Annotated in this window: 18 protein-coding genes; 2 read left to right on the forward strand and 16 right to left on the reverse strand. The window is 71.0% G+C overall.

Annotated elements, in window-relative coordinates; translation table 11 throughout:
• Positions 1-152: 152 nt before the first annotated feature.
• Positions 153-3293: an isoleucine--tRNA ligase gene (ileS, locus tag ACFRAC_RS13900; RefSeq protein ID WP_382924107.1), complete on the forward strand. Its 3141-nt coding sequence runs from the start codon at positions 153-155 to the stop codon at positions 3291-3293.
• A 208-nt stretch (positions 3294-3501) separates the two neighbouring features.
• Here the strand turns inward: ileS and ACFRAC_RS13905 are convergent, their stop codons facing one another.
• From ACFRAC_RS13905 to rsmH, 16 genes are all read right to left on the reverse strand, one after another.
• Positions 3502-4716, reverse strand: coding sequence for a DivIVA domain-containing protein (locus tag ACFRAC_RS13905; RefSeq protein ID WP_382924108.1), 1215 nt, complete (start codon positions 4714-4716; stop codon positions 3502-3504).
• A gap of 55 nt (positions 4717-4771) precedes the next feature.
• Positions 4772-5059 (reverse strand): YggT family protein, encoded by a 288-nt coding sequence (locus ACFRAC_RS13910; RefSeq protein WP_062674960.1) that lies wholly within the window; start codon positions 5057-5059, stop codon positions 4772-4774.
• A 58-nt stretch (positions 5060-5117) separates the two neighbouring features.
• Complete coding sequence (locus ACFRAC_RS13915; RefSeq protein ID WP_361342737.1) at positions 5118-5759, reverse strand: cell division protein SepF; 642 nt, start codon at positions 5757-5759, stop codon at positions 5118-5120.
• 129 nt (positions 5760-5888) lie between these two features.
• Positions 5889-6608, reverse strand: a complete 720-nt coding sequence (locus ACFRAC_RS13920; RefSeq protein WP_382924109.1) for a YggS family pyridoxal phosphate-dependent enzyme — start codon at positions 6606-6608, stop codon at positions 5889-5891.
• A gap of 6 nt (positions 6609-6614) precedes the next feature.
• Positions 6615-7343 carry a peptidoglycan editing factor PgeF gene (gene pgeF / locus ACFRAC_RS13925; RefSeq protein WP_382924110.1) on the reverse strand — a complete coding sequence of 243 codons (729 nt, stop codon included), beginning with the start codon at positions 7341-7343 and terminating at the stop codon, positions 6615-6617.
• A gap of 10 nt (positions 7344-7353) precedes the next feature.
• On the reverse strand, positions 7354-8559 hold the full coding sequence (gene ftsZ, locus ACFRAC_RS13930) for a cell division protein FtsZ (RefSeq protein ID WP_361342730.1): 1206 nt from the start codon (positions 8557-8559) through the stop codon (positions 7354-7356).
• A 287-nt stretch (positions 8560-8846) separates the two neighbouring features.
• Positions 8847-9644 (reverse strand): cell division protein FtsQ/DivIB, encoded by a 798-nt coding sequence (locus ACFRAC_RS13935; protein WP_382924111.1) that lies wholly within the window; start codon positions 9642-9644, stop codon positions 8847-8849.
• Between the two features lie 23 nt (positions 9645-9667).
• Positions 9668-10762: an undecaprenyldiphospho-muramoylpentapeptide beta-N-acetylglucosaminyltransferase gene (murG, locus tag ACFRAC_RS13940; RefSeq protein WP_361342724.1), complete on the reverse strand. Its 1095-nt coding sequence runs from the start codon at positions 10760-10762 to the stop codon at positions 9668-9670.
• Positions 10763-10768: 6 nt separating this feature from the next.
• Positions 10769-12130: a putative lipid II flippase FtsW gene (gene ftsW / locus ACFRAC_RS13945; RefSeq protein ID WP_382924112.1), complete on the reverse strand. Its 1362-nt coding sequence runs from the start codon at positions 12128-12130 to the stop codon at positions 10769-10771.
• Positions 12131-12233: 103 nt separating this feature from the next.
• Positions 12234-13658, reverse strand: a complete 1425-nt coding sequence (gene murD, locus ACFRAC_RS13950) for a UDP-N-acetylmuramoyl-L-alanine--D-glutamate ligase (protein WP_382924113.1) — start codon at positions 13656-13658, stop codon at positions 12234-12236.
• Positions 13640-14713, reverse strand: a complete 1074-nt coding sequence (gene mraY / locus ACFRAC_RS13955) for a phospho-N-acetylmuramoyl-pentapeptide-transferase (protein ID WP_055621619.1) — start codon at positions 14711-14713, stop codon at positions 13640-13642. Before mraY ends, murD begins: the two co-directional genes overlap by 19 nt.
• The gene (gene murF, locus ACFRAC_RS13960) at positions 14710-16116 is read right to left on the reverse strand and encodes a UDP-N-acetylmuramoyl-tripeptide--D-alanyl-D-alanine ligase (protein ID WP_382924114.1); all 1407 of its coding nucleotides are present in this window, start codon (positions 16114-16116) and stop codon (positions 14710-14712) included. The genes mraY and murF overlap by 4 nt, the downstream gene beginning before the upstream one ends.
• A gap of 4 nt (positions 16117-16120) precedes the next feature.
• Positions 16121-17650, reverse strand: coding sequence for a UDP-N-acetylmuramoyl-L-alanyl-D-glutamate--2,6-diaminopimelate ligase (locus tag ACFRAC_RS13965; protein WP_382924115.1), 1530 nt, complete (start codon positions 17648-17650; stop codon positions 16121-16123).
• A 171-nt stretch (positions 17651-17821) separates the two neighbouring features.
• Complete coding sequence (locus ACFRAC_RS13970) at positions 17822-19783, reverse strand: peptidoglycan D,D-transpeptidase FtsI family protein (protein ID WP_382924116.1); 1962 nt, start codon at positions 19781-19783, stop codon at positions 17822-17824.
• Between the two features lie 5 nt (positions 19784-19788).
• Positions 19789-20337 carry a septum formation initiator family protein gene (locus tag ACFRAC_RS13975; protein WP_382924117.1) on the reverse strand — a complete coding sequence of 183 codons (549 nt, stop codon included), beginning with the start codon at positions 20335-20337 and terminating at the stop codon, positions 19789-19791.
• A gap of 76 nt (positions 20338-20413) precedes the next feature.
• Positions 20414-21409 (reverse strand): 16S rRNA (cytosine(1402)-N(4))-methyltransferase RsmH, encoded by a 996-nt coding sequence (rsmH, locus tag ACFRAC_RS13980; protein ID WP_382924118.1) that lies wholly within the window; start codon positions 21407-21409, stop codon positions 20414-20416.
• Between the two features lie 421 nt (positions 21410-21830).
• Between rsmH and ACFRAC_RS13985 the strand changes: the two genes are divergently transcribed.
• Complete coding sequence (locus ACFRAC_RS13985; protein ID WP_382924119.1) at positions 21831-22379, forward strand: beta-class carbonic anhydrase; 549 nt, start codon at positions 21831-21833, stop codon at positions 22377-22379.
• Positions 22380-22436 lie beyond the last annotated feature (57 nt).

Genomic DNA, 22436 nt, shown 5'->3' on the forward strand with positions numbered 1-22436 from the left:
CGCGACCCCAATGAGGGGGCTCACCGGCGCACACCCCGCACCGGAGGGCCAAGGAGGGTGGTACCGCGGGAGCGCGCCGAGCGGCGCACGGAAAGACCCAGCTCTCGTCCCTCCGGACGGAAGGCAAGAAGTCCGCCGGAGGAAGCTCGCTGATGACACAGCCGACGTACCGCCAGGTGCCCGCCCAGGTCGACCTGCCCGCGCTCGAGCACGCGGTGCTCGACTTCTGGCGCGAGCAGAAGATCTTCGCCAAGAGCCTGGAGCAGTCCGAGGGGCGCCCCGAATGGGTGTTCTACGAGGGCCCGCCCACCGCCAACGGCATGCCGGGCGCCCACCACATCGAGGCCCGCGTCTTCAAGGACGTCTTCCCCCGCTTCCGCACCATGCGCGGCTACCACGTGGCCCGCAAGGCCGGCTGGGACTGCCACGGCCTGCCCGTGGAGCTGGCGGTCGAGAAGGAGCTCGGCTTCTCCGGCAAGCAGGACATCGAGGGGTACGGCATCGCCGAGTTCAACGCCAAGTGCCGTGAGTCGGTGACCCGCCACACCGACGCCTTCGCCGAGCTGACGACCCGCATGGGCTACTGGGTCGACCTCGACGACGCCTACCGCACCATGGACCCGGAGTACGTCGAGTCCGTCTGGTGGTCGCTGAAGGAGATCTTCGGCAAGGGCCTGCTGGTCCAGGACCACCGCGTCGCCCCCTGGTGCCCGCGCTGCGGCACCGGCCTGTCCGACCACGAGCTGGCCCAGGGCTACGAGACGATCGTCGACCCGTCCGTCTACGTCCGCTTCCCGCTCACCTCCGGGCCGCTGGCGGGCGAGGCCGCTCTGCTGGTCTGGACGACGACCCCCTGGACGCTGGTCTCCAACACCGCGGTCGCCGCCCACCCCGAGGTGACCTACGTGGTGGCGACCAACGGCGAGGAGAGGCTGGTCGTCGCCGAGCCGCTGGTCGCGAAGGCCCTCGGCGAGGGCTGGGAGACCACCGGGCAGTCCTTCACCGGCGCCGAGATGGAGCGCTGGACGTATCAGCGTCCGTTCGAGCTGGTGGAGTTCCCGGTCGAGGCCCACTACGTGGTCAACGCCGAGTACGTCACCACCGAGGACGGTACGGGTCTGGTCCACCAGTCCCCCGCCTTCGGTGAGGACGACCTCAAGGTCTGCCGCTCCTACGGCCTCCCGGTCGTGAACCCGGTCCGCCCCGACGGCACCTTCGAGGAGGACGTCCCGCTGGTCGGCGGCGTCTTCTTCAAGAAGGCCGACGAGCAGCTGACAGCGGACCTCGACGAGCGCGGCCTGCTCTTCAGGCACCTCCCGTACGAGCACAGCTACCCGCACTGCTGGCGCTGCCACACGGCGCTGCTCTACTACGCGCAGCCGTCCTGGTACATCCGCACCACGGCCATCAAGGACCGTCTCCTCGAGGAGAACGAAGCCACCAACTGGTTCCCGGACACGGTCAAGAACGGCCGCTACGGCGACTGGCTCAAGAACAACGTCGACTGGGCGCTGTCCCGCAACCGCTACTGGGGCACCCCGCTGCCGATCTGGCGCTGCGAGGACGACCACCTCACGTGCGTCGGCTCCCGCGCGGAGCTCAGCGAGCTGACCGGCACCGACCAGTCGGGCCTCGACCCGCACCGCCCGTACATCGACGAGGTCACCTTCGCCTGCCCGACCTGCGAGAAGACGGCCACGCGCGTGCCGGAGGTCATCGACGCCTGGTACGACTCGGGTTCGATGCCGTTCGCGCAGTGGGGCTACCCGTACAAGAACAAGGAGCTGTTCGAGGCCCGCTACCCGGCGCAGTTCATCTGCGAGGCCATCGACCAGACCCGCGGCTGGTTCTACACGCTGATGGCCGTCGGCACGCTCGTCTTCGACAAGTCGTCGTACGAGAACGTCGTCTGCCTCGGCCACATCCTCGCCGAGGACGGCCGCAAGATGTCCAAGCACCTGGGCAACATCCTGCAGCCGATCCCGCTGATGGACCAGCACGGCGCGGACGCGGTGCGCTGGTTCATGGCGGCCGGCGGCTCCCCCTGGGCGGCGCGCCGCGTCGGCCACACCACCATCCAGGAGGTCGTCCGCAAGACCCTCCTGACGTACTGGAACACGGTCGCCTTCCAGGCCCTGTACGCCCGTACGTCGAACTGGGCGCCGTCCGCGGCCGATCCGGCCCCCGCCGACCGGCCGGTCCTGGACCGCTGGCTGCTGTCCGAGCTGCACGCGCTCACCGACCAGGTCACCCAGGCGCTGGAGGGCTACGACACCCAGCGCGCCGGCAAGTTGCTCTCCACGTTCGTCGACGACCTGTCCAACTGGTACGTCCGCCGCTCGCGCCGCCGCTTCTGGCAGGGCGACAAGGCCGCGCTGCGCACGCTGCACGAGGTCGTGGAGACGGTGACCAAGCTCATGGCCCCGCTCACCCCGTTCATCACCGAGCGGGTGTGGCAGGACATGATCCTGCCGGTGACCCCGGGCGCCCCGGAGTCGGTGCACCTGGCGTCCTGGCCGGAGGCCGACCTGTCGGCGATCGACCCCGAGCTGTCCCAGCAGATGGTCCTGGTCCGCCGCCTGGTGGAGCTCGGCCGCGCCACGCGCGCGGAGTCGGGCGTCAAGACCCGCCAGCCGCTGTCGCGCGCGCTGATCGCCGCCACCGGCTTCGACGCCCTGCATCCCGAGCTGCGCACGCAGATCACCGAGGAGCTGAACGTCGAGTCGCTGGCGTCGCTGTCCGAGGTCGGCGGCAGCCTCGTGGACACCACCGCCAAGGCCAACTTCCGCGCCCTGGGCAAGCGGTTCGGCAAGCGCGTCCAGGATGTGGCGAAGGCCGTCGCGGTCGCGGACGCCGCCGCGCTGTCCCTGGCGCTGCGCGCGGGCACGGCCTCGGTGGAGGTCGACGGCGAGACGGTCGCCCTGGCCCCGGACGAGGTGATCATCACCGAGACGCCGCGCGAGGGCTGGTCGGTGGCGTCCGACGCGGGTGCCACGGTCGCGCTGGACCTGGAGATCACGGAGGAGCTGCGCCGGGCCGGTCTGGCCCGTGACGCGATCCGCCTGATCCAGGAGGCCCGCAAGAACAGCGGCCTGGACGTGGCCGACCGGATCGCCCTGCGCTGGACGGCGACGGACCCGGCGACGGTCACGGCCCTCGACGGGCACGCCGGGCTGATCGCCGACGAGGTCCTGGCGACGGACTTCGCCCAGGGCGAGGCGGACGACTCCGGCTACGGTGACCCGTTCACCGACGAGGGCCTGACCCTGACGTTCCGCCTGCGGAAGGCGTGACGCAGGGCCGTCCGACAGCCGAAGGCCCGGCCCACCGAAGAATCATGGTGGTGCCGGGCCTTCGGCGTTGCGTGCGTCGGACATCCCACCCAGCACCGAACAAACGCCGTATACACCGTGAACACGCGTAGCAAAAGGGCGAGGCCCCGGAACTGAATCCGGGGCCTCGCCCTGAACGCTGCCGACGCCTGAGGCGTACTGCCGTCCGTCAGTTGTCGTCCTCGTCGATGAGGAAGCCGCGCATCGGCGACGGAGCCTGTCCCATCGGGGACGGGCCCTGCGGCCGGACCGGAGCCATCGGCTGGGTCATCGCAGGGGACATCTGCTGCTGGCCGCCGTAGGACGGGCCGGCCGGGGACGGAGCGCCGCCCATCCCCTGGTTGCCACCGTACGACGGGGCGCTCGCGCCGGCCGGAGCCATCGAGGGCGCCGGGGACGGCGGCAGGGACGCCGTGGCCGGAGTGCGCGGCGGGGCCAGCGAGTCGTCCGCCTGGGTCTCCAGCTGACGCAGCTGGGACTCGAGGTAGGACTTCAGCCGCGTGCGGTACTCGCGCTCGAAGCCGCGCAGGTCCTCGACCTTGCGCTCCAGCGTGGCGCGGGCGGACTCCAGGGAGCCCATCGCGACGCGGTGCTTCTCCTGCGCGTCCCGCTCCAGGGCGTCGGCCTTGGCACGGGCGTCACGCTCGAGACCCTCGGCACGCGAACGCGCCTCGCCGACGATCTTGTTGGCCTCGGAACGGGCCTCCGCGATCGCCTGGTCGGCGGTCTGCTGGGCGAGCGACAGGACGCGCGCCGCGCTGTCGCCGCCGGGGCCGCCCTGACCGGGACCGCCCATCGGGCCACCCATCGGACCGCCCATGGGGCCGCCCATCTGCTGCATGGGGGGCTGGCCCATCGGCCCCGGACCCTGGCCCATCGGACCGGGACCCTGAGGGCCACCCTGACCGCCGGGGCCGGCGGGCAGCTGCGGGGCACCGCTCGGCAGCTGGGGCGGACCACCCATGGGGCCACCCATCTGCTGCTGCGGCGGGCCCGATATCCCGGCGGGGACGGGTCCCCCGGGACCGCGCATGCCCTGCGGCATACCACCCTGCTGCATGCCGCCCTGCTGCATGCCGCCCTGCTGCATGCCGCCCTGCTGCATGCCGCCCTGCTGCATGCCGCCTTGCTGCATGCCGCCCTGCTGCTGGTCCTGCGGACCGCCCGGGCCCTCCGGAGGCTTGCGCATGTTCTGCTGGTTCTGGGCAGCAGCACGCGTCGCCGCGGCCAGCTTGGCGCGCAGGTCCTCGTTCTCGCGGAGCAGGCGGGTCAGTTCGGCTTCGACCTCATCGAGGAAGGCATCGACCTCGTCCTCGTCATAGCCTTCTCGGAGGCGGACGGTCGTGAACTGCTTGTTCCGCACGTCCTCGGGGGTCAACGGCATCTCTTCACCTCAACGTAGTCGTCGGCAGTCGGCAAGACCGTATCTGTCACATCGTTCACATCGCGCTCCGCACAAGCGTGATCAGGATGTAGACGATGATCAGCAGTACGAAGAAGGACAGGTCGAGCGCCACGCCCCCGAGACGCAGCGGCGGGATGAACCGCCGCAGAAGCTTCAGCGGTGGATCGGTGACAGTGTAGGTGGCCTCCAGAACGACCACCATCGCCTTGCCGGGTTGCCATGAGCGGGCGAACTGGAAGACGTAGTCCATGACCAACCGGAAGATGAGCACGATGAGGAACACCATCAGCGCGATGTAGAGAACTTGCATGACCACGCTCATGACTGGTGTTTCCCTCTCCCCTGTTCCCTGTCGGGTACTGCTCTTCCGGTGGTGCGTCTCAGCTCTGGTTGAAGAACCCGCCCTCTGCGATGCGGGCCTTGTCCTCCGCCGTGACATCGACGTTAGCAGGAGACAACAGGAACACCTTCTGGGTCACCCGCTCGATACTGCCGTGAAGACCAAACACCAAACCGGCCGCAAAGTCGACAAGTCGCTTCGCGTCTGTGTCATCCATCTCAGTCAGATTCATGATCACCGGGGTGCCTTCACGGAAGTGTTCCCCGATGGTACGGGCCTCGTTGTAGGTCCGCGGGTGAAGTGTGGTGATCCGGTACGGCTCTCGTTCCGACACGACCTTGGGCATGATCACCGGTGCGTTCTTCTCCAGGCTTGCGCGTTCTTGTGTGATGGACGCCACGGGCGCGATGCGCGCCGGGCGCCCGGATTCCGCGGACAGCGAAGCCGACCGGGCCACCGGTTCGCGGGGCGCGGGCGGTTGCACGATTCGCACCTCTTCGTCCCTTTGGGACTGATGTGCACTGTGAGGCGAGTGGGACGGCTCGTGCCGTCGATGGTCCCGCTCCGGCTCCGGGTCCAGTTCGGGCTCGAAGTCGTCGTCGGGGTCGAACCCCCGGCCGTCGTACCCATCGTCCTCCACGAGGCCGAGGTAGACCGCCATCTTGCGCATCGCGCCGGCCATTCTCTGAGTCCTCCGCTCTGTGGTGGATCGGCTGACGACTGCCAAGTGCCTTCGATCCACGCGGTCGTTACGTCCGCCTTTCGGCGACATTGACCATATTTTCTGCTGTGGTCCGACTTCTTGGCGACGTTACCCGAGCCTGGGGCGGACTCCGAGTACCGCAGTGCCGACGCGCACATGTGTCGCACCGGCCGCCACGGCCTCCTCGAGGTCCGCGCTCATCCCTGCCGACACCATGTTCGCAGCAGGATGGGCTCGGCGCAGGTCGGTCGACAAATCCATCAACCGCTCGAACGCCGCGCGTTGGCGTCCGGCGTACTCGCCGGTGAGCGGGGCGACGGTCATGAGTCCCGCCAGCCGCAGCCCCGGAGCCCCGGCCACCAGACCGGCCAACTCCTCGACGCCGCCCGGCGCCACTCCGCCGCGCTCCCCCCGCTCGCTCTCACCCGCGTCCAGCGCCACCTGGATCAGGCAGCCCAGCTCGCGCTCCCGCCGCACGGCCTCCTTCGACAGCGCCGTCACCAGACGGGCACGGTCGACGGACTGCACGAAATCGGCATAACCAGCCACGGAACGGACCTTGTTGGTCTGCAACTGACCCACGAAGTGCCAGGTGAGGGGCAGGTCCGCGCAGGCGGCGGCCTTGGGGGCCGCGTCCTGGTCGCGGTTCTCGGCGACGTGCCGCACACCGAGTTCCGACAGGATCCGCACGTCGTCGGCGGGGTACGTCTTGGTGACCACGATCAGGGTCACCTCGTCACGGGAGCGCCCGGCGGCCGCGCAGGCCGCCTCGATCCGACGCTCCACTTTTGCCAGGTTTTCGGCGAGTTCGCGCCTACGGTCCGTCATGTCCATTCAGTCCAGCCAGACATATCCCGCGAGTCGCCCCGTGGTGCGGTCGCGGCGGTACGAGAAGTGATCGGCCGACTCCCGGGTGCACACCGGGGACTGCTCCCGGTCGCGCACCCCGAGCCGGGTGAGCTGGGCGTGCACCCCGGCGGCGACGTCCACCGCGGGAGTGCCCCAGCTCGTCTCGGCGTGTGCCGCCGGTTCGACGGCGGCCACCTCGGCGCGCATCGCCTCGGGCACTTCGTAGCACCGGCCGCACACGGTGGGGCCGGTGCGGGCGACGATCCGGGCGGGGTCGGCGCCCAGCGAGGTCATCGCGCGCACCGCCGCCGGGACGACCCCGGCCACCATGCCCGGCCGTCCGGCGTGGGCGGCGGCGACGATCCCGGCCACCGGGTCGGCCAGGAGCACCGGCACGCAGTCGGCGGTCAGGACGGCGAGGGCGAGTCCCCGCCGTGCCGTGACGACCGCGTCGACCTCGGGCACCGGGGCCTTGCCCCACGGTCCGTCGACCACGGCGACGTCCGTGCCGTGCACCTGGTTCATCCAGACGACGTCGTCGGGGCCGAGCCCGAGCGACTTCGCGGCGATCTCGCGGTTGGCCCGGACGGCCCCCGGGTCGTCACCGACCGCCCCGCCGAGGTTGAGCTCCTCATACGGAGCGGCGCTCACCCCGCCCCACCGGTCGGTGAAGGCGAAGTGGGCGCCGCTCACTGTGTCGCGCTGTCCTATCACGTCAGAAGGATCACTTGAGGAAGTCCGGGACGTCCAGCTCTTCCGCCGCGCTGTCGGCGTAGGTCCGGGACGGCGGGACCGGCGGGGCGACCGGGACGTCGGCCACCGGCTCCGGGACCGGCTCGGGCTCCTCCTTCGGCGTCACGCTGCCGAGGGAGCCGAAGGACGGACGGCTCTCGGGCTGCGGCCGCGCCGCCGGGGCGGGCTCCTCGCGGCGGACCGGGGAGGACGAGGCCGAGCCGAGGACGTTGTCCCGGCGGGCCGGGGGCTGTCCGCCGTCGAAGCCGGCCGCGATCACGGTGACCCGGACCTCGTCGCCGAGCGCGTCGTCGATGACGGCGCCGAAGATGATGTTCGCCTCGGGGTGGGCGGCCTCGCTGACCAGCTGGGCGGCCTCGTTGATCTCGAACAGGCCGAGGTCGGAGCCGCCGGAGATGGAGAGGAGCACGCCCCGGGCGCCGTCGATGGACGCCTCCAGGAGCGGCGAGGAGATCGCCATCTCGGCGGCGGCCACCGCGCGGTCGTCGCCGCGGGCCGAGCCGATGCCCATGAGGGCCGAACCGGCCTCGGACATGACCGACTTGACGTCGGCGAAGTCGAGGTTGATGAGGCCGGGCGTGGTGATCAGGTCGGTGATGCCCTGGACACCGGAGAGCAGGACCTGGTCGGCCGACTTGAAGGCGTCCAGGACCGAGACCTGGCGGTCCGAGATGGACAGCAGCCGGTCGTTCGGGATGACGATGAGGGTGTCGACCTCTTCGCGCAGCTCCGCGATGCCGTCCTCGGCCTGGTTGGCGCGGCGCCGACCCTCGAAGGTGAACGGGCGGGTGACCACGCCGATGGTGAGCGCGCCCAGGGAGCGGGCGATGTTGGCCACGACGGGCGCGCCGCCGGTGCCGGTGCCGCCGCCTTCACCGGCCGTCACGAAGACCATGTCGGCCCCCTTGAGGACCTCCTCGATCTCCTCGCGGTGGTCCTCGGCGGCCTTGCGGCCCACGGCCGGGTTCGCTCCGGCGCCGAGTCCGCGGGTGAGTTCGCGGCCGACGTCGAGCTTGACGTCGGCGTCGCTCATCAACAGAGCTTGCGCGTCGGTGTTGATGGCGATGAACTCGACGCCCTTGAGACCGACCTCGATCATCCGGTTGATGGCATTGACACCACCGCCGCCGACACCGATGACTTTGATGACTGCGAGGTAGTTCTGCGGTGCTGCCACGTCGAAGGCCTCTCGCCTCGAGTTACGGGTCACCGGACGACGGAAGCGGTGCGCTTCGCGAACCCGGTGACTGATGCCGAATGGGACGGTCCATAGCGCCGACCCGAACCCTAACCCTGAAGTTTAGGGTTACCAGTGCGTCTGTTCCTTGAAGTCTTCTGAACAGGACACTAAGTCGACAAGTGGCGCACGTTCAACGAACACGCCGAACCTCCCGTTTTTCTTTTCACCCTATGTGATCAGCCGTGTCGCTGCCCAACCAGGGTGCTGGCCTGCGCGGATGTGCGTCAACTCCCTGATGACGCCGGGGCCGTGGGGACGCTGACGTCGAAGTGCCGCGCACGGGGGGAGGCTTTCATGAGAGCGTGGAGTGTGCGAGCCTTCGCCGCGCCGTTCTCGCCGCTGCCCCAGGCGACGGTCGTCCCGCCGGTCAGAACGAGCGAGATGTCGTCGTAGGAACGGACCTTGACGACCTGGGTGCCCCGTGCGACGGACGCCGGGAGGGCACCCGCGACCCGCACCGCCTCCCGCACCAGCCGGGCCTCGCCGAAGCGCCGCAGGCTCGCCGCGGCGGAACTCGACGGGGAGACCGTCAATTCCAGCGCGGGGACGCCTTTCGGGGGCTCGGGGACCGTGGCGAAACGGACGCCCTTCCTGTCCACTTCGACGAACTTTCCGCCGCTTCGAACAATGAGGACCGGAGTACGTTCCACCACTTTCACACCGATTCCGTGCGGCCAGTCGCGCGCCACCTCGACCTCGTCGATCCGCGGGAGTTCGCGGCGCAGGCGCGCCTCGATCGCCGCGGTGTCGACCGAGACGAGGGGCGCGCCCACGGGCACGTCGGCCGACTCGCGCACCTGCTCCGGCGTCAGGACCCGGGTCCCGGACACCGGCACCCGCTCCACACGCAGCCACGAGGAGCCGTAGAACAGCCAGACGGAGCCGGCGCCGAGGAGCACCAGGACGACGGAAAGAATGATGATCGTACGAAGGCGGGGCAGTCTCAACCGCCGCCGGGTGAGGGGCGGGTCGGACGACTCCTGCTGGCGTTCACCGCGCTCGGCGGTCGTCGATCCGGCCACGCTCCCTACCCTCCGTCATACGGTCACTGGCGGCGGTGCGAGGCGATCGCCTCGTACACCATGCCGACGAGCAGGTCGTCGGCGTCCCGGCGGCCGAACTCGCTTGCGGCGCGGGACATCTCGTACAGCCGGTGCGGGTCGGCGAGCACGGGCAGGACGTTCTGCTGCACCCACTCGGGAGTGAGTTCCGCGTCGTCGACCAGCAGGCCGCCGCCGGCCTTGACCACCGGCTGGGCGTTCAGCCGCTGTTCGCCGTTGCCGATGGGCAGCGGGACGTAGGCGGCCGGCAGTCCGACGGCGGAGAGTTCGGCGACGGTCATCGCGCCCGCGCGGCAGAGCATCATGTCGGCCGCGGCGTACGCGAGGTCCATCCGGTCCAGGTAACTTACCGGGATGTAGGGGGGCATCCCCGGCATCTGCTGCACGTGCGGCAGTTCGTTCTTCGGGCCGACCGCGTGCAGGATCTGGATGCCGGCCTGCTGGAGGTAGGGCGCGACCTGCTGGACGACCTCGTTGAGGCGGCGGGCGCCCTGCGAGCCGCCGGAGACCAGCAGCGTCGGCAGGTTGGGGTCGAGCCCGAACATCGCGCGGGCCTCGGGGCGGGCGGCGGCCCGGTCGAGGGTGGCGATGGTGTGGCGCAGCGGGATGCCGATGTAGCGGGAGTTGCGCAGCTTGCTGTCCGGGGTGGCGACGGCGACCTGGGCGGCGTAGCGCGAGCCGATCTTGTTGGCGAGACCGGGTCGCGCGTTGGCCTCGTGGATGACGATCGGCACCCCGAGGCGCTTGGCGGCGAGGTAGCCGGGCAGGGCGACGTAGCCGCCGAAGCCGACGACGGCGTCCGCCTTGGTGCGCTCCAGGATCTGCTCGGTCGCCTTGATCGTGCCGCGCAGCCGGCCCGGCACGGTGATCAGCTCGGGCGTCGGCTTGCGCGGCAGCGGCACGGCCGGGATCAGCGCGAGCTCATAGCCCCGCTGCGGTACGAGTGTGGTCTCCAGACCGCGTTCCGTGCCCAGGGCCGTGATCCCCACGGTCGGGTCCTGCCTGCGCAGGGCGTCCGCGAGGGCGAGCGCGGGCTCGATGTGGCCGGCGGTCCCCCCACCGGCGAGTACGACATGCACCGAAATTCACCGCTCTCCGGACGAGCGCGCCGCCGAGGCACGCCGTCGCATCGTGTTCCATCTCCGAGGCCCCCGAACAAGCCCGGCGCCTCCCGCACGCTTTTTACCAAAGCGTGGTTGCCGTACGGAAAGCGCTGCCCGCGCAGCGGGCTCGTCGCGCGCGAACGCGATCAGCAGCCCGATGGCGAACATGGTCGGCAGCAGGGCGGATCCCCCGTAGGAGAACAGCGGGAGGGGGACACCGGCGATCGGCAGCAGGCCGAGCACCGCACCGATGTTGATCACGGCTTGCGCGGTGATCCAGGTGGTCACACCTCCGGCGGCATACCTGACGAAGGGGTCCTCCGTGCGTCCGGCCACGCGGATACCCGCATAGCCTAGAGCCGCGAACAGACCCAGCACCGACAGCGTCCCCGCCAGACCCAGTTCCTCACCGGTGACGGCGAAGATGAAGTCGGTGTGGGCTTCGGGGAGTTGGCCCCATTTCTCCACACTCGCACCGAGTCCGGAACCGAAGATCCCGCCGGACGCGAGCGCGTAGATCCCGTGCACGGCCTGCCAGCAGTCGACGGGCCCGGCCTGCGGCTCGGTCGCGCCGAGGCACTGCAGGCGGGCCATCCGGTTCGCGCTGGTCTTGATCAGCAGCAGGCCGATCGCGCCGGCGACGGACAGCACCCCCACGAACAGCCGGGTCGGCGCCCCCGCCAGCCACAGCAGGCCGAACAGGATCGCGGACAGGATGATCGCGGTGCCCATGTCGCCGCCGAGCATGATCAGCCCGAGCAGCATGAAGGCGACCGGCACCAGCGGCACCAGCATGTGCTTCCACTGGGCCAGCAGCTTCTTGTCCTGCTTGCGGGCGATCAGGTCGGCGCCCCACAGCACCAGCGCCAGCTTGCCGAACTCGCTGGGCTGGATCTGGAAGGAGCCGCCGAGGGCGATCCAGTTCTGGTTGCCGTTCACCGCGACTCCTATCCCGGGCACCTGCACCAGCGCCATCAGGAAGACGGCGCCCGCGAGGATCGGGTAGGCCAGCGCGCGGTGCAGCTTCACCGGCATCCGGGAGGCGGCGAACAGCAGCCCGGCGCCGATCGCCGCGGCCAGCAGCTGCTTGCGGAAGAAGTACGAGCCGGGCAGCGACATCTGCAGCGCGGTGATCTGGGAGGCCGAGTAGACCATCACCAGGCCCAGCACGGTGATCAGGAGGCTGCCGCCGAAGATGAGGTAGTAGGCGGTCAGCGGCCGGTCCCAGGCCTTGCGCAGCCGCCTGTGGAGCCGCCGTACGGCGTTGTCGGGCACCGGGCGCGCGGCGGCCGGGCGCCGTACGGTCCGCTGGACGGGGGGCCGTCCGGTCCGGCTACCGGGCATCGGCGCTCACCGCCTCGCCAAGGGCGTACGTCCTGTCCGGCCACATCCGAGTCACGCGTCCCTCCAAGGGTCCCGAAGCACCCGCTGTGGCCGAGACCCGCCGTCAGGCGCCCGCGCCGAGTTCGCGGACCGCCGCCGCGAACGCGTCACCGCGCTGGTTGTAGTTGGCGAACATGTCCATCGAGGCACACGCCGGAGCGAGGAGCACCGTGTCGCCGGGCTGAGCGAGCCGCCGCGCCTCCTGGACTGCCGCGAGCATCGCCCCAGTGTCGGTCCGTTCGAGGTCGACGACGGGTACTTCCGGCGCGTGTCGCGCCAGGGCTTCGCGGATCAGGGCGCGATCGGCGCCCATGAGCACGGCGCCGCGCAGCCGCGGCGCGGACTTGGCGACCAGTTCCTCGAACTCGGCTCCCTTGGCGAGTCCGCCCGCGATCCACACGATGGACTCGTACGCCGCCAACGAGGCCTCGGCGGCATGGGTGTTGGTGGCCTTGGAGTCGTCGACGTACGCGACGCCGTCCACGTCCGCCACGTGCGCGATGCGGTGGGCGTCCGGGGTGAAGGCCCGCAGCCCGTCCCGTACGGCCTGCGGGGGCACCCCGAAGGCGCGCGCGAGGGCCGCCGCCGCAAGGGCGTTGGCGATGTTGTGCGGCGCGGGCGGGGTGACGTCGGAGACCTCGGCGAGTTCCTGGGCGTTCTTGTGCCGGTTCTCCACGAAGGCGCGGTCGACGAGAATGCCCTCGACGACGCCGAGTTGGGAGGGGCCCGGGGTGCCGAGGGTGAAGCCGACGGCCCGGCAGCCCTCCTCGACGTCCGCCTCGCGCACCAGGTCCTCGGTGGCCTTGTCGGCCACGTTGTAGACGCAGGCGACCCGGTTGCCCTCGTAGACACGGCCCTTGTCGGCGGCGTACGCCTCCATGGAGCCGTGCCAGTCGAGGTGGTCGGGCGCCAGGTTCAGCACGGCGGCGGAGTGGGCGCGCAGGGACGGCGCCCAGTGCAGCTGGTAGCTGGACAACTCCACCGCGAGGACGTCGTACGGCTCCTCGCCGAGGACGGCGTCGAGCAGCGAGACGCCGATGTTGCCCACGGCGGCGGTGCGCAGGCCGGCCGCGCGCAGGATGGCGGCGAGCATCTGCACGGTGGTGGTCTTGCCGTTGGTGCCGGTGACGGCGAGCCAGGGGGCCGCGTCGGGGCCCCGCAGCCGCCAGGCGAGTTCGACGTCGCCCCAGATCTCCACGCCGGCCGCGCGGGCCGCCTCGAACAGCGGCTTGTCCGGCTTCCAGCCGGGCGCGGTGACGACGAGTTCGGTGCCGTCGGGCAGGGTCGCCCCGTCGCCGAGTCGCACGGTGACGCCGAGCGCCTCCAGTTCGGCGGCCTGGGCACGGGCCCGGTCGTCGTCACCGTCGTTGACGACGGTGACGTTCGCGCCGAGGCCGTGCAGCACCTTGGCCGCCGGGATGCCGGAGACGCCGAGCCCGGCGACGGTGACGTTCTTCCCCTGCCAGTCGGTCACTTGTCCGCTGCCCATCCCGCATAGAAGAGGCCCAGTCCGACAATCACACAGATGCCCTGAATGATCCAGAAGCGGACCACGACGAGGACTTCGGACCAGCCTTTGAGTTCGAAGTGATGCTGGAGTGGCGCCATACGGAAGACGCGCTTGCCCGTGAGGCGGAACGAACCGACCTGGATGACCACCGACATGGTGATGAGCACGAACAGGCCGCCGAGGATGGCGAGCAGCAGCTCGGTGCGCGAGCAGATGGCGAGACCGGCGAGCGCGCCACCGAGGGCCAGCGAACCGGTGTCACCCATGAAGATCTTGGCGGGGGACGTGTTCCACCACAGGAAGCCGAGGCATGCGCCCATCAACGCCGAGGAGACGACGGCGAGATCGAGTGGATCGCGCACTTCGTAGCAGGCGCCCGGGTTGGTCAGGGTCTGCGCGTTGGCGCAGGACTCCTGGAACTGCCAGACGCCGATGAACGTGTAGGCGCCGAAGACGAGCACGGAGGCACCGGTGGCGAGGCCGTCCAGACCGTCCGTCAGGTTCACGCCGTTGGACATGGCCAGGATCATGAACAGCGCCCAGACGACGAACAGCACCGGGCCGATGGACCAGCCGAAGTCCTGCACGAAGGAGAGCTTGGTGGACGCCGGGGTGTTGCCGCGGTTGTCCGCGAACTGGAGCGAGAGGACCGCGAAGGCGATGCCGCCGAGCAGCTGGCCGGCCATCTTCGCCTTGGCCCGCAGACCCAGCGAACGGCGCTTGACGATCTTGATGTAGTCGTCCAGGAAGCCGACCAGACCCATGCCGGCCATCAGGCCGATCACGAGGATGCCGGAGAACGTCGGCGGCTTGCCGGTGATCAGCTTCGACAGGAAGTAGGCGGCGATCGTCGCCAGGATGAACGCGATACCACCCATGGTCGGCGTACCGCGCTTGCTGTGGTGCTCGCGCGGGCCGTCGTCCCGGATGTACTGGCCGTAGCCCTTGCGGGCCAGCAGCTTGATCAGCAGCGGAGTGCCGACCAGGGTCAGGAACAGACCGATGACACCCGAGAACAGGATCTGATTCATCATCGGGCGGCGACCTCACCCTCGGTACCGCCCGCGAGCAGCGCCTCGGCGACGCTCTCCAGACCGACCGAACGGGACGCCTTCACGAGCACGACATCCCCTGGGCGCAACTCGCTGCGCAACAGGTCGACCGCCGCCTGTGCGTCGGACACGTGCACCGACTCCTCACCCCACGAACCCTCGTTATATGCGCCCAGTTGCAGCCAGGACGCTTCCCTGCCCCCGACCGCGACGAGCTTGCCGACATTGAGCCGGACGGCGAGCCGTCCGACCGCGTCGTGCTCGGCGAGCGCCTCGTCCCCGAGCTCGGCCATCTTGCCGAGCACCGCCCACGTCCGGCGCCCCTTGCCCATCGCCGCGAGCGCACGCAGAGCGGCTCGCATGGACTCGGGGTTCGCGTTGTAGGCGTCGTTGACGACCGTCACGCCGTCCGGGCGCTCGGTGACCTCCATCCGCCAGCGGGAGAGGGAGCCCGCCTCGGAGAGCGCGGTGGCGATCTCTTCCGCGGACATGCCCAGCTCATGGGCGACGGCGGCCGCGGCGAGCGCGTTCGACACGTGGTGCTCACCGTACAGGCGCATGGTCACATCGCTGCACCCGGAGGGTGTGTGAAGCACGAAGGAAGGCTGTCCGCTGTCCGTGAGTCGCACGTTCTCGGCGCGAACGTCCGCTTCGTCGGACTCTCCGAAAAGGACCACCTTCGCCTTCGTACGGGAGGCCATGGCCCGCACGAGGGGGTCGTCGGCGTTGAGGACCGCGGTCCCGTCCTCGGGCAGGCTCTCCACGAGTTCGCCCTTCGCCTGGGCGATCTGCTCACGCCCGCCGAACTCGCCGATGTGCGCGGTGCCGACGTTGAGCACCAGGCCGACCTTGGGCGGCGTCAGTTCGGTCAGGTAGCGGATGTGTCCGATGCCCCGCGCGCCCATCTCCAGGACCAGGAAGCGGGTCTCCTCGGTGGCGCTGAGGGCGGTGAGGGGCAGTCCGATCTCGTTGTTGAGCGAGCCCGGCGTGAACACGGTCGGCGCCTTGTGGCGGAGCACCTGGGCGATGAGGTCCTTGGTGCTGGTCTTGCCGGCGGAGCCGGTCAGCGCCACGAGGGTCGCGCCGAGCCGGCGGACGACGTGGCGGGCGAGGGCGCCGAGGGCCTTCTGGACGTCCGGCACGACGATGGCGGGCACGCCCACCGGGCGTGAGCCGAGGACGGCGGCGGCGCCGGCCGCGACGACCGCCTCGGCGTAGTCGTGGCCGTCGGCGCGTTCGCCGACGAAGGCGACGAAGAGGCTGCCGGGCTCCACCTCACGGGAGTCCCGGACGACGGATCCGGTGACCTGGACCGACGGATCCGGTATGTCGTACGTCTGCCCGCCGACGACTTCTGCGATCTCGGCGAGAGAGAGGGCGATCACAAGTTCATCCCTGGGTCTTCTTGATGGCTTCGCGCAGTACCTGGCGGTCGTCGAAGGGACGGACCACCCCGGCGATGTCCTGGCCCTGCTCGTGGCCCTTGCCCGCGATCAGCACCGTGTCCCCGGGCTGCGCGCGGGCGACGGCCGCGGCGATCGCGGCGGCCCGGTCCTCGAAGACCTGCACCTCGCCGCGCTCGTGCGCCGGCACGGAGGCGGCGCCCCGGAGCATGGCCGCGAGGATCGCGAGGGGGTCCTCGGAGCGGGGGTTGTCGGAGGTCAGGACGGCGGTGTCGGCGAGCCGCGCCGCGGCCGCGCCCATCGGCTCCCGCTTGGTCCTGTCCCGGTCACCGCCGCAGCCGAGCACCACGTGCACCTTGCCGTCGGTGACCTTGCGCAGGGCCTTGAGCACGGACTCGACGGCGTCGGTCTTGTGGGCGTAGTCCACGACCGCGAGGTACGGCTGCCCGGCGTCCACGCGCTCCAGCCGGCCCGGCACGCCCGGTACGGCGGCGATGCCGTCGGCGGCGGTCTGCGGGTCGAGGCCGGCCGCGGCCAGGGCGACGATCGCGGCGAGCGTGTTCGCCACGTTGAAGGGCCCGGCCAGCGGCGAGGTGGCCGCGATCCGCTCGTCCTTCGGGCCGATCACCGTGAACCGCGCGTCCATGGGGCCGATCCGGACGTCCTCGGCACGCCAGTCGGCGTCGGGGTGGCCCTCGGCCGAGAAGGTGACGATCGGGACGCCGGCCTCCTTCACGAGCCTGCGGCCGTAGTCGTCGTCGAGGTTGACCACGCCGAGCCGGCTGCGCGCCGGGGTGAACAGCTGCGCCTTGGCCTGGAAGTAGTCCTCCATGTCGGAGTGGAACTCCATGTGCTCCGGGCTGAGGTTGGTGAAGACGGCGATGTCGAAGACACAGCCGTCGACCCGCCCGAGCACCAGGGCGTGGCTGGACACCTCCATGGCGACCGCCTCGACGCCGCGTTCGCGCATGACGGCGAAGAGGGCCTGGAGGTCGGTGGCTTCCGGGGTGGTGCGCTCGGACTTGATCCGCTCGTCGCCGATGCGCATCTCGACCGTGCCGATCAGGCCGGTCGAGCGGGCCGTCCTGAGGCCGCCCTCGACGAGGTAGGCGGTGGTGGTCTTGCCCGAGGTGCCGGTGATGCCGATCTGGAGCAGGTCGCGGCCCGGCCGGCCGTAGATGGTGGCCGCGAGTTCGCCCATCCGGCCGCGCGGGTCGTCGACGACCAGGACCGGCAGGCCGGTCGCGGCGGCGCGTTCGGCGCCGGTCGGGTCGGTCAGCACGGCGGCCGCGCCGAGGCCGGCGGCCTGGGTCACGAAGTCGGCGCCGTGCAGGCGGGCGCCCGGGAGGGCGGCGTACAGGTCGCCGGGGCGGACGGCACGCGAGTCATGGGTGATGCCCGTGACCTCGGCGGGGCCGTCCGGCTGCGCCGGCGCGGCGGCACCCAGCTGATCGGCGAGATCCGCCAGGGGTGTGGCGGCGACCTGTACCGGCCTGGGCGGTCCCGGATACGTCACGGGGTGCCCCTTCTGGGTGGTTTGGGACTGATCAGCGTGTGGCACGGCGGTGAGCGTACCGGGAGTACCCCCTTGCGGGCGAAGTGAGGGGCGGGAGGTGCCGTGGTTCCCGGGGTCGGGGGTGATCGTCGTCACGGGGCGGTTCCTGGCTGCTCGGTGCTGATCAGGTGGTCAGGGTTTGTAGGAGACCGGAAGGCTGGCGGGCTTGGCTCCGGTCGGCGGGACCTGGAGGGTCTTCAGCGCGAACTCCATGACCTCCTTGTAGATGGGGCCGCAGATCTGGCCGCCGAAGTAGTTGCCCTGGGTGGCGTTCTGGATGGCGCAGTAGACGGTGATCCGGGGCTTGTCCGCGGGTGCGAAGCCGGCGAACGACGAGGTGTAGCCGCGGTACTTGCCGGTGGCCGGATCCACTCGGTTCGCCGTCCCCGTCTTGCCCGCGACGCGGTAGCCGGGGATGCGTGCCTTGGTGCCGGTGCCCTCGCGGTCGTCCACGACGGACTCCAGCATCCGCGCGAGCGTCTTCGCCGTCTTCGCGCTGATCACCCGGGTCTTCCTGGGCTTGGACGCCTCGGTGAACTGCCCGTCGGGGCCCTTGGTGCCGCGGACGAGCGTGGGTTCGACGCGGACACCGCCGTTGGCGATCGTCGAGTAGATGGACGCCGCCTGCATGGCGTTGAGGGACAGGCCCTGGCCGAAAGGAATCGTGTACTGCTGCGACGTCGACCACTTGCCGGGCGCGGCCAGGATGCCCGGCGTCTCGCCGGGGAAGCCGAGCCCGCTGTAGCTGCCGAGGCCGAACTTGCGCAGGTACTCGTACAGGACCTTGTTCGCCTGCGGCTGGGTCTTGCCGAGCTGGCCGGTGGCGAGGATCGTGCCGATGTTGCTGGACTTGGCGAGCACGCCGTTGAGCGTGAGGTGCCAGGTCTCGTGGTCGATGTCGTCCTTGAAGAGTCGGTCGCCGCGGTGCAGCCGGTTCGGTACGACGACGTACGTGCCGGGGGTGGCCACGCCCTCCTCCAGCACGGCGGCCATCGACATGACCTTCGCGGTGGAGCCGGGCTCGTAGGCGTCCTGCAGGGCCGCGTTGCCCATGTTGGCGCCGCTGGCCTCGGACAGGTCGTTGGGGTCGAAGCCGGGCGCGTTGGCCATGGCGAGGACCTCGCCGGTGCGGGTGTCCTGGACGATCACGTACCCGCGGTCGGCCTTCGACTTCGCGACCTGTTCGGTGATCGCGTTCTGCGCGGCCCACTGGATGTCGCGGTCGATGGTGAGCTCGACGTCGCTGCCGGGCACGGCCGGGGTCTCGGTGGCGTTGACGGTGGGGACCTGCCGCCCGCCGGACTGGGCGTAGCGGATCTCGCCGTCCTTGCCGGACAGTTCACCGTTCAGCTGCTGCTCGACACCGCCGCCGCCCTTGCCGTCGGCGTTGACCCAGCCCAGTATCCCGGCGGCGAGGTCGCCGTTGGGGTACACCCGCTTGCTGCTGGCGACCGACAGGACGCCGCCGAGGACGTTCACCGTGGCCTTGTCGGCCTCGGACTTGGTGGCCAGCGCGGTCTTCAGGTCCTTGATCTGCTTCCAGACCTGCGGGGTCTGGCGGCTGGCCAGCAGGGTGTAGCGCAGGTTCTTGTTCGCCGGCCGGAGCTTCCTGACGATCGCGTCCTGCTCCTGCCCGAGGATCGGTGCGAGCAGGGCGGCCGCCTGCTCGGGGCCGTCGTCGACGCCGAGCTGCTCGCGGCTGAAGAGGGTGGGGTCGGCCGTGATGTCGTACGCGTCGACGCTGGTCGCGAGGGCCACGCCGTTGCGGTCGGTGATGCCGCCGCGCTCGGCGGCCAGGGTGTAGCCGACGTAGCGGTTCTTCTGGGCCTTGGCGGCGTACGTGCTCGCGTCGACACCCTGCACCTGGAGCAGGCGCAGCACGAAGGCGCTCAGCACGAGGGTCAGGGCCAGGCCGACCATGCGCAGCCGGGGCCGGGGGCTGCCGAGCCGGATGGTGTCCCGGGCGCCGGGGCGGGGCCGGGCCGGTCGGCGGGCCGGGCGCGCGCCGGGTCCCGGGCGCCGCTGGACGCCGCCGGAGTGGGCGGGCTTCGCGGGGCCGGGCACACGGCGGCGACGCGGTTCCCTGTCGGACACTTCCGTCACCTGCCGGGGGTCGGGTACGGGGAGGGCTGTGCGTCGGAGGGGTACGGGGCCGCAGTGGGCGTGCCCTGCGGCGGCGCGGCGGACGGGTCGGGCTCGGCGGGTGCCGCGCCGGGCGTCGCGAGGTCCCCGGCGAGGGCCTCGGGGGCGAGCACGAGCGGTTCGCGCGCGGCCGCGGGGTCGACGGCCGCGATGCTGGGGACGCCCTTGACGGTGCCGTCGGGGCCGAGGAACGCGGGGTCGCCGCCGGGCACCATGCCGAGTTCACGGGCCCGGCGCTGGAGGGCGTCGGGCGCGGAGTAGGCGTCGATGTCGCGCTGCAGGGACTGCTCCTCGTCGGTGAGGGACTTCGTCTGCCGTTCGAGGTCGTCCAGCCGGAACGCGCCCTCGCTGATGGCGGAGTTCAGCACGAGCAGCCCGATGAGTCCGCCGCCGAGGAGGAGGACGACGAGGAGGACGAAGGGGGCGCGGGCGGCTCGCCCGGCCCCGGCGGGCAGGAGCCGGGCGAGCCGGGCCGCCCGGCCCCTCAGTTCGGGTTTGCTGCTCACGCGCCCTCCCTGATCCGGTGCTCCGGCCCGGCTGCGTGCTGCCCGGGACCGGGCGTCCGCCCCTGCCTGCCGTCCGTCATTCGATGGACTCCCTGATGCGCTCGGCGCCGCGCAGCCGCGCCGGTGCGGCACGGCGGTTCTCGGCGACCTCTTCCTCCGAGGGAAGTTCGGCACCGCGTGTCAGCAGCTTGAGCCGGGGCTGGTAGCGCTCGGGCACGACCGGCAGCCCGGGCGGGGCGGTGCTTGCCGCGCCGGCCGCGAAGACCTGCTTGACCAGCCGGTCCTCCAGCGAGTGGTACGACAGCACGGCGATCCGCCCGCCCACGGCGAGTGTCTCCACGGCCGCCGGGATCGCCCGCTCCAGGACCGACAGCTCGCCGTTGACCTCGATGCGCAGCGCCTGGAAGGTGCGCTTGGCCGGGTTGCCGCCGGTGCGCTTGGCGGCCTGCGGCAGCGCGTCCCGGATGAGCTCCACGAGCCGGGCGCTGTTGGTGAACGGCTCCTTGTCGCGCTCGCGCACCACGGCGGCCACGATCCGCTTGGCCTGCTTCTCCTCGCCGTAGGCGCGCAGGATGCGGACGAGCTCACCGGGCGGGTAGGTGTTCAGGACCTCGGCGGCGCTGATCCCGGTGGTCTGGTCCATGCGCATGTCGAGCGGGGCGTCCTGCGCGTAGGCGAAGCCGCGGCCGGCCTCGTCGAGCTGCATGGAGGAGACGCCGAGGTCGAACAGGACGCCCTGGACACGCGGGATGCCGAGGCGGGCGAGGACGTCCGGGAGCTCGTCGTAGACGGCGTGCACGAGGTGGGCGCGCTCGCCGTAGGGCGCGAGCCGTTCGCCGGACAGGCGCAGCGCCTCGGTGTCCCGGTCGAGCGCGACGAGCCGGGCCTCGGGGAAGCGCCGGAGAAGGGCCTCGCTGTGCCCGCCGAGCCCGAGGGTGCAGTCGACGACGACGGCTCCCGGCTCCTCCAGCGCGGGCGCCAGCAGGTCGAGGCACCGCTGGAGCATCACCGGGACGTGCCGGTCCTCCCGTCGCCCGCCGTCCGTGTTCGGAAGCGCTTCGCGCCCTTTCACTCTTGGGGCCCTCTCAGATCCGGCGGCGCACGCACCGCCGGGTCTCCCGCCGCTCGTGAAGGGGCGGTCCGCCGGCGCCTGGAGCGTCAGCCGACCGGGAGCGGGAGGAGGCCGAGCCATACGTACGCGCCGCGCACGCGGGGAGGTCTCCGGAAAGTCGCCGGAGCCTCCGGGGTTTGCTGTCCAGCAGGGGGAGTCTCGCCTCCCGCTTCGCGTCACTTTAGTCCACGGTGTCGCGCGGTCAATCAACCGGCCTGCGCGTCGCCGCCCCGGGTCTCGGTGACGCCGCCCGGCCGGCGAAACCGCCCGTATGGGGGCACTCACACCACCCCTGTGGGTTAGCTCACAACCAGCCTCGATGACGTTCTTTGTCCCCTCTCACGAGGGGTCCGGCGCCGAAGTGACCAGTACCGTCATGGGTATGACGACCTCTGCATCGATTCCTGCCGGCTCCGACAGCGCGACAGACCGCAGCGGGACGGTCACCGACCGGCTCGTCGACGCCAACGCGCGGTACGCGGCCGAATTCGCCGACCCGGGCATGGACGCCCGTCCGGTCCTGCAGGTGGCCATCGTGGCGTGCATGGACGCCCGTCTCGACCTGCACGCCGCGCTGGGCCTGGAGCTCGGCGACTGTCACACCATCCGCAACGCGGGCGGTGTCGTCACCGACGACGTGATCCGCTCGCTCACCATCAGCCAGCGGGCGCTCGGCACCCGCAGCGTCGTGCTGATCCACCACACCAACTGCGGTCTGGAGTCCCTCACCGAGGAGTTCCGGCACGAGCTGGAGATGGAGGTCGGCCAGCGCCCGGCGTGGGCGGTGGAGTCCTTCCGGGACGTCGACCAGGACGTCCGTCAGTCGATGCAGCGGGTGCGCACCTCGCCGTTCCTGCTGCACAAGGACGATGTGCGCGGCTTCGTCTTCGACGTGAAGACGGGCCTGCTGCGCGAGGTCGACGCGGCCTGAGCCCGGCGCCGCACCCCCCGTGGTGACACCGAGGGCACCCCTGGCGGCCTTCGGTCT

It is taken from the genome of Streptomyces sp. NPDC056628, assembly GCF_042792555.1.
In the GTDB taxonomy this organism is placed as follows: Bacteria; Actinomycetota; Actinomycetes; order Streptomycetales; family Streptomycetaceae; genus Streptomyces.